10 protein-coding genes and 1 pseudogene are annotated in these 12392 nt (G+C 42.0%); 2 read left to right on the top strand and 9 right to left on the bottom strand.

Translation table 11 applies throughout. The annotated features are described in order from the left end of the window. A pseudogene (locus tag JZO85_RS23145) lies at window positions 1-133 on the top strand (IS110 family transposase); the annotation flags it as partial. 299 nt (window positions 134-432) lie between these two features. Here the strand turns inward: JZO85_RS23145 and JZO85_RS10575 are convergent. The 6 genes from JZO85_RS10575 to JZO85_RS10550 form a co-directional block, all read right to left on the bottom strand. After that, window positions 433-2664, bottom strand: a complete 2232-nt coding sequence (locus tag JZO85_RS10575; RefSeq protein WP_207108493.1) for an alpha-galactosidase — start codon at window positions 2662-2664, stop codon at window positions 433-435. Next, window positions 2661-3119 (bottom strand): hypothetical protein, encoded by a 459-nt coding sequence (locus tag JZO85_RS10570; protein ID WP_207108492.1) that lies wholly within the window; start codon window positions 3117-3119, stop codon window positions 2661-2663. The genes JZO85_RS10575 and JZO85_RS10570 overlap by 4 nt, the downstream gene beginning before the upstream one ends. Before the next feature lie 50 nt (window positions 3120-3169). Then, window positions 3170-4459, bottom strand: coding sequence for a PTS sugar transporter subunit IIC (locus JZO85_RS10565; RefSeq protein WP_207108491.1), 1290 nt, complete (start codon window positions 4457-4459; stop codon window positions 3170-3172). A gap of 102 nt (window positions 4460-4561) precedes the next feature. Then, window positions 4562-5602, bottom strand: a complete 1041-nt coding sequence (locus JZO85_RS10560) for a LacI family DNA-binding transcriptional regulator (protein ID WP_207108490.1) — start codon at window positions 5600-5602, stop codon at window positions 4562-4564. Window positions 5603-5848: 246 nt separating this feature from the next. Next, on the bottom strand, window positions 5849-7303 hold the full coding sequence (locus JZO85_RS10555; protein WP_242550322.1) for a C39 family peptidase: 1455 nt from the start codon (window positions 7301-7303) through the stop codon (window positions 5849-5851). 202 nt (window positions 7304-7505) lie between these two features. Continuing rightward, entirely contained in the window at window positions 7506-8075 is a 570-nt protein-coding gene (locus tag JZO85_RS10550; RefSeq protein WP_207108489.1) for a hypothetical protein, read from the bottom strand. A 253-nt stretch (window positions 8076-8328) separates the two neighbouring features. Between JZO85_RS10550 and JZO85_RS10545 the strand changes: the two genes are divergently transcribed. Continuing rightward, window positions 8329-8736 carry a YjdF family protein gene (locus tag JZO85_RS10545; protein WP_207108488.1) on the top strand — a complete coding sequence of 136 codons (408 nt, stop codon included), beginning with the start codon at window positions 8329-8331 and terminating at the stop codon, window positions 8734-8736. 74 nt (window positions 8737-8810) lie between these two features. On the opposite strand, the gene JZO85_RS10540 is transcribed toward JZO85_RS10545, so the two are convergent. The 3 genes from JZO85_RS10540 to JZO85_RS10530 all read right to left on the bottom strand — a co-directional run bounded on the left by JZO85_RS10540 (window position 8811) and on the right by JZO85_RS10530 (window position 12392). Continuing rightward, a complete protein-coding gene (locus JZO85_RS10540) occupies window positions 8811-9665 on the bottom strand; it encodes a DUF6544 family protein (protein WP_207108487.1) in 855 nt (284 codons plus the stop codon). Between the two features lie 142 nt (window positions 9666-9807). Beyond that, window positions 9808-10578 (bottom strand): DUF1295 domain-containing protein, encoded by a 771-nt coding sequence (locus JZO85_RS10535; protein WP_207108486.1) that lies wholly within the window; start codon window positions 10576-10578, stop codon window positions 9808-9810. Beyond that, on the bottom strand, window positions 10578-12392 hold the full coding sequence (locus tag JZO85_RS10530; RefSeq protein ID WP_207108485.1) for a DegV family EDD domain-containing protein: 1815 nt from the start codon (window positions 12390-12392) through the stop codon (window positions 10578-10580). Before JZO85_RS10530 ends, JZO85_RS10535 begins: the two co-directional genes overlap by 1 nt.

Genomic DNA, 12392 nt, shown 5'->3' with positions numbered 1-12392 from the left:
CCAGAAAAAACTAGCAGAAGGAAAACACTATAATGTCGCTATTAGCCATGTCGTAAGAAAACTGGTACGGATCATTTATCAACTACTGAAAGACAATAAACCCTATGAGGAGCAGAAAATGATTATTAACTGATCTTTTCAAAAATTCCCTTTGCCTAGGGTTTCTTTGTCATGCCTTCAAACCACATCCAAACTATGTTATTCAAAATTTTCATATTACGCTTGACTTAATATAGTTTGTCTATATTATATATACTGAACTACCAAATGTCTATACTTTTATTTATAAAAAATCAGTCATACTTAAAAAATCAGATAAAAACCAGGCAAAGGCCATAATTTTAACCTTCATGAAAGTAATCACGAAGGTTAAAATTATTGAATGGGCTTTTCCACTATCACTGAACAGGCACTTTTCCTCAGAACCGCTGCCTACAATTCTTGCAATTCATAAACAAATGACTGGTAGTCCCCCGCCACTTGTGCGATCTCCCCATTGACACTATTAAACTGATACGGTTTTCGAATCCCTATTTTTTTCAAAATATTTCCAGATATATTTTCTCCATTGAGGCTGTAGCGTTTATTTTCCCGGACAAAAGGCACCTTGATGAATTCTCGGTTGCTGCTGTTTGCTTCTGTTAGAATTCGAAAGAAACAAACGAGTCCCTCTCTGCTCTCTTCGTCAAAAACTGCCCAGCCATATTCATTTGGCTGATCAATAACTTCCGTTAACTGATAGAATCTGCCAAAGGTTAAAAGTGATTGGTATTTTTTATAGAACAAAATATCTGTTTTTATTTGCTCTAATTCGTTTTTAGAGAGCTCAAACAAATTCAGCTCATAGCCTAATGGTCCAAACATTGCTACATTCGTTCGCATTTCTAGCGATGTTTGGCGCCGTACCTGATGATTAGGCGCAGCTGAAACATGGTTGCTAAACGAAGACAATGGGTAGCCCAATAGCGTTCCTGATTGGATGGCTAGACGCTCGATCGGATCGCTGTCATCACTCGGCCAAATCTGTGGACTATAAAAAAGAATCCCTAAATCATATCGCCCGCCTCCGCCTGCACAGCCTTCGATCAAAATATCTGGAAAATCAGATAAAATCTTTTCGTATAAACGATAAACCCCTAAGATATAGCGATGAAAAAATTCAGTCTGATTCACTTGATTGTCTGCCAGATACGCAGAATAGGCTTGTGTGATATTTCGATTCATGTCCCATTTGATGTAATCCAAATCAGTCGACGAAATAATCTTTTTCATTTGCTCATAGATATTCTCAACAACTGCCGGATTAGAAAAATCAAGCACATACTGTCCGCGACCAATCGCTATCCGCGAAGAATCTGTATGTCTCACTACCCACTCTGGATGTTTGGTATACAATTCACTCGTCGGAGAAACCATCTCCGGTTCAAACCAAAGACCAAACTGCAGGCCCAGCTCATGAATGTCTTTGCCAAAAGCAGCGATCCCCTTGGGAAATTTTCTAGGATCTTCAAACCAGTCACCAAGCGAGACTCGATCATTATCCCGTTGACCAAACCAGCCATCATCCAAAACAAAACAATCTATGCCGATTTTCTTGCCTTCCATAGCCAAAGCCAGCAGCTTTTTATGGTCAAAATCAAAATAAGTGGCCTCCCAATTATTTAAAACGACTGGTCTGTTCCGGCGATACCACTTTGGATGAATGACATGCTTCTCGGCAAACGCACTTGTTTCAGCCATTAATCCGTTGAGACCTTCACTCGTATAGTGCAAAAGCATTTCTGGTGTTTCGAAGGTGGCATTCTGCTCTAACTCCCAAGAAAAACACTCTGGATGAATCCCCAGCATCATGCGGAGATTATTCCATTCATCTACCTCGGTCTGAGCCAAAAAATTGCCAGAATAGATAAGATTCGCAGCATAGACCTCTCCCTGTTGATTATCAGAACCCTTCGGCAGCAAAGCTACGAAGGGGTTGTGCTGGTGACTGGACGCTCCTTTTAAGGAACCAACGCTGACTGTTCCTTGAGTCAACGAATGGCGCTTTATATGCCTTTCCTTCAGCCATGCACCTGAAAGATGTAAAAACTCAAAGTTTTGATTTTTCATATCCAACGCACCACTTAAAAAACGCAGAAGCTTTCGTTTCTTTTCCCCTAAATTTGTCAGCTTTTGACCGCGAGCGATAGTCCCGCGATTTTTAAACAAAGAATACGTAACCTCTAATCTCAATTGATTAAATGGATCCTCTAAGCAAAAGGTAATGCTTTCCACCTGTCCATCCTCTGCAAAAGAAGCAGGAACCGCTAAATTTCTCGGCTTCTCCTTTTTAATAGTATGAGAAATATACTGAAAATCTAAATATAGACTGTCATCGCCTTCAGCCACCTTTAACGTTCCGTCTTTGAAATCAGAGGTCCCGTAAATGGGAACTTCTTGATACTGATCATGCAGGCTGAAATTAGGAATCGTTTGACTGAATTTGACTGTCCCTGCTGATTTGCTTTCTGTTGATGTCAGATAACGGACGTCTTCACTGGTGATCGTTCCAAGCTTTTTTCCAAAGTAAGCATGTCCTAAATGGCCGTTGGGAAGAATATGGATCACATAACTGATTTTTTCATTATAGAGATAAAACATCTCTTTATTTAGAACCTCGATCACTGGACATCCCCCGCTTTTTCATTACATTGACTCTCTAAATAAGCCATTCGTTTTTTTATTCCTCTGTTATAAAAGAATTTATAGGCCACTGCCAGAAAAAAGAAACTATACTGGTTTCTCAGCTGATGAAATAAATTTTTCTCGGAATAAATCACTTGCGTTTTAGAATAGGACAGCTCATTAAGCACGTATCGCTGAACAATTACGCCCTTAATATAGGTAGTAGTCAATTCAATTTCGTTTTCACTGAGCTTCGAAAGTTGAATTGAGGCGGGAATATTCGTTGTTCCAAGCTTTGACGGCATCGTTCGCGTGATTTCCGCCCCTTCAGTGAAGGCTTCTCCTAAAAAACCATTTGAATGAAAATATTGTTCCTGCTCCTTAAAAATGACCTCATGTACTTTTTTTATATTCGCGTTCATTTGATAGTTGTAACTCAGTGTATCTACTCTCATTGCTCGTGCCCTTTCTCAACTAATTGACGAAACTCTCAATCAGCTCTTATTTATTCAACAGATAGTTGCTCTTTTTCTTCTTTCAGATATTCTCTGTCCATCACAACTAGAAACGGTACCCAAATAAGAACCATTACCGCTAAGGTTACCACCTGTAAAATAGCACCGGCGATTGACCCTGTACCTATCCAACCGGAAAGAAAGACTGGCGTTGTCCATACCACTGTGGCACCAATCGGCCGCGGAACAAGCCCCACGTAAATAGCGAGATAGGAAATAGTTGTAGAGGCTAAGGGCGCCAATATCCATGGAATGAATGCGATCGGATTCATCACGATCGGCAAACCAAAAGTCATCGGTTCAGATACATTAAATATCGAAGGAGCGATGATTGTCTTCATCAGCTTTTTCATTCTAATAGAGCGGGCAATAAAGAAGGCCATAGTAATGGAAATGCCTAGCTGCAGACCTTGATTCACAAAGACGCCCATAAATGTTGTATTGATAATATGAGGAAGCTCAGTAGCTCCCGCCTTATAGGCTTCATAGTTTTCAATCGCTAAAGCATTCATGATTGGATCGATTACAGCGTTCACGACCAAAGTTCCATGGATCCCAAACCACCAGAAAAACTGCATACAGAAGACAGCGATCAACACCGCAGGTAAAGTCCCACCGAGTCCCATTAACGGCTGTTGAAGAATCTGATAAACAAAATCAACTGCATTTCCCCACTTAGTAAAAGTAAATAGATAGCGAATAATATTGAAAATAAACAAGGGAACTGCTCCTGGAATGATCGCGACGAAGGATTGAGCAATCATCGGCGGTACAGAGTCCGGCATTTTGATCGTGATACCAGCAGCGCTGATTTTTGAGTAGATGATCGTTGCGATCATTGCGGTAACGATACCGACAAACATCCCTTCTGCACCCAATTTAGAGATTGGAATGACCGTACCCAGTTTGTCTTGATTGCTGAAGGGCAGCAGCATTAGAAAAGAGGACAAGGAAATGGCTCCCGCAAATAATTTTGGCTGTCCAAATTTATCAGCTAGCTGATAGCCGATACCAAAAACAATGAAGAGGGTCCCGACACTCATCGTGGCGTTGCCTACTGGGCCAAAAAAGTCGTTTAGGAACACATTTACCCCTTCTGGTAATTTGTCAGCAAAGCCAAAGGTCGTTGGAAAATTTTGAATAATGATCATGATCGAAGCGAACATAGTCGCAGGAAATGCCACCATGAATCCGTCACGCAGACTTAGTAAAAACTTATTGTCAGCAATGATTTGTGCTATGGGAACTATTTTTTCAGCCATTTTGTCTAAAAACTTCATTTAAAACACTCCTTAATTTTTTTGCAAACGTTTACTGTTTTCAGTATAATTGTTTAGTTAACGTTTACACAAGCCGTAAAATAAAAAAAGTTTGAAACAATATCAAACTTCTTCATTCTTAATGTCATTTACAGAGTCACGCAGAATCAGCTCGCTGGAGCAAACGACGCGAACAGGCATCGCTCTGACATTCAGTAATTTTCCTCTTACTAATTCTACCCCGATCTTGCCTACTTCTTCAGAATTTAATCGAACAGTGGATAATGAGGGCGTCATGTATTGAGCCATCTCGATGTCGTCAAAACTAATAATCGAAATGTCTTCTGGAATGGACAAGCCAGCATTGATCACCGCTTTATAAACGCCCACAGCCATTGGATCACTGGCCACTACAATGGCTGTAGGTCTAGGGTTCATATTCATTATTTGGGTTCCTAACTCTAGTCCCGCCCCAGGGGACCACTCCCCTTGCAACACCGTGGTGTAGTTATCTAAATGATTCAAAACCATCCACTGCCGATAATTTTCTGATCGAATTTCTTCCTTGTAGTAAACGACTTCTCCATGTATGTCTACCTTGCTTCCCAGCCCGCCAATGAATGCGATATTCTCATGTCCTTTACTTTTTAACAGATCCAGTATGTCATGGGTCTTTTGTGCAAAATCTGTCTGGACGCAATCAAAACCAGCATATTCAGAGTAAGAATCGATCAAAACGATATTAGAATTGATCTTTCGAATTTCTTCGAGTGCCTCCAAAGTCATCTCGCCAATGACCACTACGGCGCCATACTTGCTCAGCTGAAAAATATCCTTTTCTTTGTCACGCATAGAAAAAGCTCGAAAGGTTTTTAAACGCCATTTTTTAGCCTCTGACTCTACCCCTTTTCGAATAAACATAAAGTATGGATCGCTTTTCTCATTATCCGCTTGATGTCGTGTAATGAGTGCAATGGTGTTTTTATCTCCCACGTCGCGATTTTTTCTATTTTGATTTTTCGAGTAATTCAAGCTGGTCGCAATTTCAATTACACGCTTACGGGTATTCTCATTAATACTAAATGTTTCATCATTGTTTAATATTCTGGAAACACTTGCAGCTGAAACCCCAGCTAATTTTGCTATATCTCTAATACTGGCCATATCAATTACACCTACCTATTTACTGTTTACTAAACTCTTCCTCCTTAGAGTAAAGACACATGAATGAAATGTCAAATCGATCTATGCTTTTCGAACATTTCAACTCATCCTCATAAAAAGGAGCAAAACTCCTAATTAGCCATTCCTTTAATTTTCCAACAAAAAAAAGCCCCTCAATAGACCACCAAACGGCTATCAACCGCTTCGTCTATCAAGGAGAGCTTTTTTAGTATTATTTGTGTTTTCCTATCTCACTACCACCGCAGATTTTCTCAGATTGTAGCTAGCTTCAAATTTACTAGCAGAGACCCAATACTTCCCTTTCGCTGGATCAGAGATATGATACGTATTATTATTTTGGTTAAATCCATCTAATGTTACAACATGGGCATTGTCGATCCCTGTTCCCCACCAATATTTCCCGTACCGAGGAGCCGCATAGTCTCCAGTCACATAAACCACGACAGGATTGCCTTTACGCAATTCGTCCTTCAGCGTCTCTACAGATACTCCAGAAATATCTGCTGCCTTCGCGTATTTATTTCCCCAATTAGCTAGCGGTTTTGCATAAATAGAATGGTAAATGTTTGAGACTACTTTATCCGGTTTGCCGGAAAAACCGTTATTGGGATTATTATTGGGCGACATCGGCATTTCCTTGATAAAGCTCTTCAAATTGTAGTTTTTTGCATAGCCTTTTTGCTGCAGCGCTTGTAAGAGCGAGGCTGCTTCACATCCCATTGGGAAGCCGGCACTATATTGATTGATAAATGGCGCATTTAGCAAAATATATGAAGCGACTGTTTGTGACCCGCCGGCGGTATACCAAGCGATCCCTTCATTGCGCCAGCCTCTTTTGACTAGATCATTCCGTTCACTAACCAGCATCGTATAATGATGGGAGCCTGCTCCTCGTGCATTTGGGTTGAACACCCGATACATCGCCTGTCCTGTCTTCGGGGTTTTCCAGGCAATTCCTTCATAACGCCAGCCATGTTTTTTCAGATTGTCTCGCTCTTTGGCATTCAATGTGTAAAAATGCTCACCTGAATTCGGATTATATAGGCGGTACAATTGATTTCCTGTCCCATCTACGTACATGCTGATGCCTTCGTTGCGCCAACCAAGGCGAACGAGATAGTCCCGTTCTCCAGCGTTCATCGTGTGCAGATGCTCGCCTGAATTTGGATTGTAAACGCGATATATGGCAATTTTAGCTGCTTTCGCTGTAACGGAGGCTCTGGCAGCAGCCGAAGATTGCGTTGTTGCTTTTGTTGAAGAAGCAGTTGTCTGCTTTTCTGCTGGTGTACTTGCTTGAACATCAACCTTTTCCTTCGAAGTGGTTGCTGCGCTTTCGGAGCTTGTTGTAGTTTCTGGTCGCTGCGTCTCAACTGTGGCTTCTGTTTGCGATTCCTCTGTGACAGCTTCCGTGGATTGCTCACCATTTTTTGCATCAGCATTGTCAGCTACATTTGAGTCCGGCTCATTTTCCTCAACAGCCTCCGTCGTTTTCAACTCGACAGCTGGATCACTTGATGATGGTTGAAGTTCTTCACTCACCTGCTGAACTTGTGCTGCTTCGGTCTCATCCGCATGGACGACCGTTTTATCTGATGCTAAACCAACGACTCCTAGAAAAACGATCGGAGCTACTACCCAAATTTTCCCCTTTTTGTACATTTTATACCGTTTCTTTTCCATCCTTTGTCCTCCTATAATAATAAAATCAACAACTAATTATTTTTAAATAATTATCGATTCCGATATAAATGAATTATATCAAATAAACGTTCATTTTCGGATAAAAAATTCGCCCAAACGACTAATTTTAGCAGGATTCAACAATGGTTGATTTTCTCAATCAAGTTATTTAGCCATTATTTCACAATTAAACGGTTATTTTTTATTTCTTCTGTCCAGTCTTAAGATAGTATTCTAGCTCACTTTTATTCTCCGGTATTGAAGGTATGATCGCGTACTCCCCCGTTGTAGGTGAGCTATGCTGAACTATGGTACTAGGAGAAAGAGAATTATTTTTATAGATATAACCTGTCGCTGTTGTATTTTCCTGCGCAAATTGCCTATATTCAGAAACTGTTTGAACAACTACATATTCTTCTCCATTCTCTTTAAAATTATTAAACTGATAAGTCATTGACACCATCGGAGCAAACAGTGCATACACAGATAGCCATAAAAATAGAAAAATATCTATAAAGATTAAAACGTTTCTAGCCACTTCTGATAAATTTGAATACTTAAAAAATAGAATAGAAACTAATAAATAATCACTCAAATAGATCAAATAGAAAGATATTGGAAAAATGACTAGTAAGCAATGAATCACAATAAAATATGTAGCTAAAAACCAAAAGCCCCTCCGCCTCTTTTTTAGACAATATATTGTTAACCCACCTTCAAGTATCAATCCTAGAAGAATTTTTTTAACAAAGAATAATACAAAAGCTGCCAACAGTTCCCCCCTAATTTTTTTGTATATTATATCACTAAAATAATTTCATTATACTTTTTTTCATTTTTTAACTATATTACCATGCGTCATTACTATAAATTTAAATCCACTCTATAATTTTTCCACCAAACCTAGTACACTAATGATGAGCATAAAAACACATGGCGGTTGGTAGTCCGCCGCATGAAAATGTCAGTAACCTGCCCTCCCTGGGTTGTCCCTTGCTTGAAATTTATTTAAGGGAGGTGTCGTCATGAAGTTGACGATTTACTTCGATGGCAGTTTTTGGTGTGGCTTGGTGGAAGCTGAAACCGATGGCCATTACCAAGTGATCCGACATGTTTTTGGTGCTGAGCCAAAGGATGGGGATGTCTTTGAGTTTATTTTTAAACGTTTGCCCTGTTTGTTGGAGCAGTCCGGTACAGTCGTCGCTGCGCCAAAGTCTGAAAAGAAAATGAATCCTAAGCGGATGCAGCGTCTAATCAATCGCGAAAAACGCCAGCCGGCAGTTTCTACCAAGGCACAGCTTGCTATCAGCGAATTACGCGAGCAAGCAAAAACAGCGAGCAAAGCGCAAAGGCGACAACGAAAAGCTGCATATGCTGAGGAACGTTTTCAGCAACGACAGACGAAGAAGCGTGAAAAGCACAAAGGACACTAAAAAGTTTCACAATGTTGTTCAGCTTCGTTCATGAAACGAGCTGTAAGCGAAAAAGACAGCCGCAGCTGTCTTTTTTATTTGATCGCGGCGAGGTCAACTGAATAGCTGACCTTGATTTGATCACTGACGAAGTAATCATCTACGCCCTGAGGCAGCTGCCAGTTCACACTGACACATCCGGGCCTGCGATAATCACCGTCGCTTTCGTAATTTTCATAAAGAACGAACCAAGGAACTAATGAGGTTCCCTTTCCGTTTTCATCCATGTAGCGATCTTCGGTATCAAAACGAACGATATCCCCAGAGTCATCAAATGTGAAACGCCCTTTCGCACTCACGCCATTCCACGTAATCGTCCCTTCAATCCTTCGATCATCAAGTGTTCGCCAAACTACATAATCCTGTAAAAACAAGCTCGGCATAAACACCGCATCCGCCAGAGCCGTAATCAGCTGACCCTGATCCATCTCAGGTCCAGTCGAGTGAAACAATTGAATATGCTTGGCGATTCGCCCGATCATCGCTCCACGGCCATCCTTCACACTGTCTCTAACCTGGACTGGCAAACCAAACATCCGAGCCTTTAAAAAGGCAAAGCGATCCGGCCGATAAACAAAGTTGACTTGGCAAAAATCAATCGAAACCGGTTCTTTATCTGGAGCCATTCGAAATTTGGTGTTTCCAAAACGAATATGCATATTGTGCATCAACGGTCGATCGAGATAGCCATTCTTCTTGAAGTATTTCTTTAATTGCTGCGGCAGCTGAGCGATCGCTTCTTCAGTGATCAGCTCCGGCTTCTCAGAATTTTTTTCCTGTTGAAAAGAATCGCCAACATCCGCCAAATAGCTATTCCAAGCAGGTCCGCCTGGCAGAAAAAGATAAATAATGATACATGCTAAAACAATAATTAGCCCCCATAGCAGCATAGTCCATCCTTCCCTTCTCATACAGTTTTATGGTCCAGCTCTATCTACTTATATATACTATACATGAAATCCGGCAGCGAGCCATCCGCCCAAGGACTTAGAAAAAGCAGCCGCTTAAATTCGGCTGCCTGCAAAGCTTCATTTACAAACCCTTTTTCCCCACAAACGGAAGAAACTTCGGTGTTTGATCCGCATAAGCGCGATAGCCGGGCTTTTCTTTGTTCTTCTTCTCTAATAGCGGGACACCTGAAACAAATAAAAGCAGCAAGGTAATCGCGATCGGCCCAATCATTCCCCAAATATTTCGCGGTTCATTTAAGCTGATCAAAAAGATTCCCCACCAGCTCAAGGCTTCGCCAAAATAATTAGGATGTCTGGTCAGCGACCATAAACCCGTTGTCAACAGCTCGCCCTTCTTAGCCGTTCGCTTAAACACCGTCAGCTGATAATCACCGATGGTTTCAAAGGCAAAGCCGCTCAGCCATATGATGACCCCTAGCCAGTTCCACCAATAAAAGGCCTTTTCCGTGCCGGTTGTGACAAAGAAAATCGGCAAGGCCACGACACACAGGAGAACCCCCTGCAGAACAAAAACATTCAAATAGGCTTTTAGCTTGGCAAACTGCTTGCCCCAGCGTTTACGCATATTGACGTAGCGATAGTCCTCAGGCTTGCCGATATTCCGTTTCGCTAAATGGAAAAACAATCGCAGCCCCCAAATAGTTACGAGAATCAAAACAGCGGTTGCCGCCAGCGTTTTTTCCGGCATTAAGAGATAGCCTGTCACTGCAACGATCACAAAGCCGATACCCCAAGCCATGTCCACAATTGAATTATTGTGCAGCGCCTGCGCGAGAAAAAACAGCGCAGTGAAATAAATGAACAGAATCATTATTATTGTCCAAACGATCATTATTTTTCATCTCCTCCCAATTCATACGCAACTGCGACACTGCCTTCTCCCGCACTCATAGCAATCACCGTTGAACTATCCGTGATATAGCTTGGCGGAAAAGCAAGCAGCTCGCGAAGCTTTTTGCCCCACAGCTTGGCTTTGGCTTCGTTATTGACGTGAATGATCGCATATCGTTTGATTTTGTGCTTTTGATTGACCTTCTTCATCTCACGCAGAATTTTTTTCTCATTCCCCTTGCGGCTAAAAGCAAAATTGCTCAATTTCCCCTCGCCATACTCATCAAGACTGACGATAGGCTTCAAATTGACCTGCTTAGCGAGCTTGCCGACAGCCTGCGGAATCCGTCCTGAGTCGATCATCGGATCTAACTCATCCACACTCACCAGAATCTTCAATTGCTCGCGTTTTTCTGCTGCTCGCGACACCACTTCCGCAAACGGTATTCCCGCTTGAATCCACTCAGTGGCGTTCATAACGAGTAAGCCCTGAGCGGCAGAATTTTGTCTGGAATCAATGACTTCGATCGGGATCGCATGGCTGCGCTTCGCTGCCTCTTTGACTGTATAATAGGTTCCGCTTAATTTCCCAGCGACGGTGATGACTAAGATCGCTTCATAGCGGGTTTCTAAAAAGGAAAACAAATTCTCGACCGTTTTCAACGTCGGCTGCGAGCTCGTTGCACGCCCCTCTGTCTCTTTAGCTAGATCAAAAAGCTGCTTCGTTTGCAGAGTAAGCTTATCGAGATAGCTAGTCGTCCCCAACAAAATATTCATCGGCAGAACATGAATCTGATTTTCCAGTAAATACTCTGCTGGAAGATCCGCGATGGAATCAGTCACTAAAGCAATCGGTGCTTTGCGCTGCTGATTGACATGATACTGCAGCAGCATGTCGTCGACCTTTTGCTGGATGGGATTACCGACACTGCTCAAATAGTCCAGGACCTCCGCCGGCTGATTGGTGTGAATGTGGATGCGCGCCTTGCCGCGGTTCACGGCAACAATCAGTGAATCGCCGTACGCGTTCAGCTTCTGCTGCAGTTCACTCTTAGACAGCGCCACTTGATCAAGGAATACTTCGGTACAATAACGATACCTCGGCTCTGAGGTATGACTATGCTCTTGCGGTGATTGCTCAATTTTTATCCCATCTGCTGGTTCATTTACTAAATGAAGGGCCGCCTGTTTGGTCAAAAAAGCTTCCGTAAAGCCTTCGATGAATAAATAAAAGCCCTTGGCACCGGCATCGACGACTTGATTCTTTTTCAGGATTTTCAGTTGATTGGTCGTATTCTCCAAGGACTGCTTGGCCTTGTGCAGAGCATTTGGCAGCAAGCTTTCCAGACTGAATACTTGCTCACTGTCATCCAGCGCCTCCGCCCATGAACGGATCACAGTGATGATTGTTCCTTCTACCGGCTGTTCAATTGCCTGATAGGCTTCACCGATCGCTGATTTAACGCTTTCCACAAAGCTTTGAACGGAGCTTTTTTCCTCCAGCTTTAGCAGATGATTGTAGATACCGTTAAAATACTGGGCAAAAATAATTCCTGAATTTCCTCGTGCACCTACTAATGAAGCCTCAGCTACCTTTTCAAACACTTCAACGACCGAGCTGCTTTCTTCCTTCGTCTCTTCCAAAATAGTTTGCATCAAAGAAGCCAAATTACTTCCCGTATCTCCATCTGATACCGGAAAAACATTGATCTGATTTAATACCTGCTTTTGATTGATTAATTGAATCGCTCCTTGCTGGAAGGCAAAAAGCAGTTCCTTTGGATCAATCGCCTGATTTGATTGACTCATTTCCAT

The sequence above is a fragment of the Candidatus Enterococcus murrayae genome, from assembly GCF_017315985.1.
Classification (GTDB): domain Bacteria; phylum Bacillota; class Bacilli; order Lactobacillales; family Enterococcaceae; genus Enterococcus_A; species Enterococcus_A murrayae.
The sequence above is the reverse complement of the archived record's forward strand: the minus strand, read 5'-3'. Positions and strand labels throughout refer to the sequence as shown.

Bases quoted from the DNA above. Each gene is read 5' to 3' on its own strand.
- JZO85_RS10545 (WP_207108488.1), top strand. From the start codon at position 8,329: ATGAAGTTGACGATTTACTTCGATGGCAGTTTTTGGTGTGGCTTGGTG.
- JZO85_RS10555 (WP_242550322.1), bottom strand. From the start codon at position 7,303: ATGGAAAAGAAACGGTATAAAATGTACAAAAAGGGGAAAATTTGGGTA.
- JZO85_RS10540 (WP_207108487.1), bottom strand. From the start codon at position 9,665: ATGCTGCTATGGGGGCTAATTATTGTTTTAGCATGTATCATTATTTAT.
- JZO85_RS10570 (WP_207108492.1), bottom strand. From the start codon at position 3,119: ATGAGAGTAGATACACTGAGTTACAACTATCAAATGAACGCGAATATA.
- JZO85_RS10530 (WP_207108485.1), bottom strand. From the start codon at position 12,392: ATGGAAATGAGTCAATCAAATCAGGCGATTGATCCAAAGGAACTGCTT.
- JZO85_RS10535 (WP_207108486.1), bottom strand. From the start codon at position 10,578: ATGATCGTTTGGACAATAATAATGATTCTGTTCATTTATTTCACTGCG.
- JZO85_RS10565 (WP_207108491.1), bottom strand. From the start codon at position 4,459: ATGAAGTTTTTAGACAAAATGGCTGAAAAAATAGTTCCCATAGCACAA.
- JZO85_RS10560 (WP_207108490.1), bottom strand. From the start codon at position 5,602: ATGGCCAGTATTAGAGATATAGCAAAATTAGCTGGGGTTTCAGCTGCA.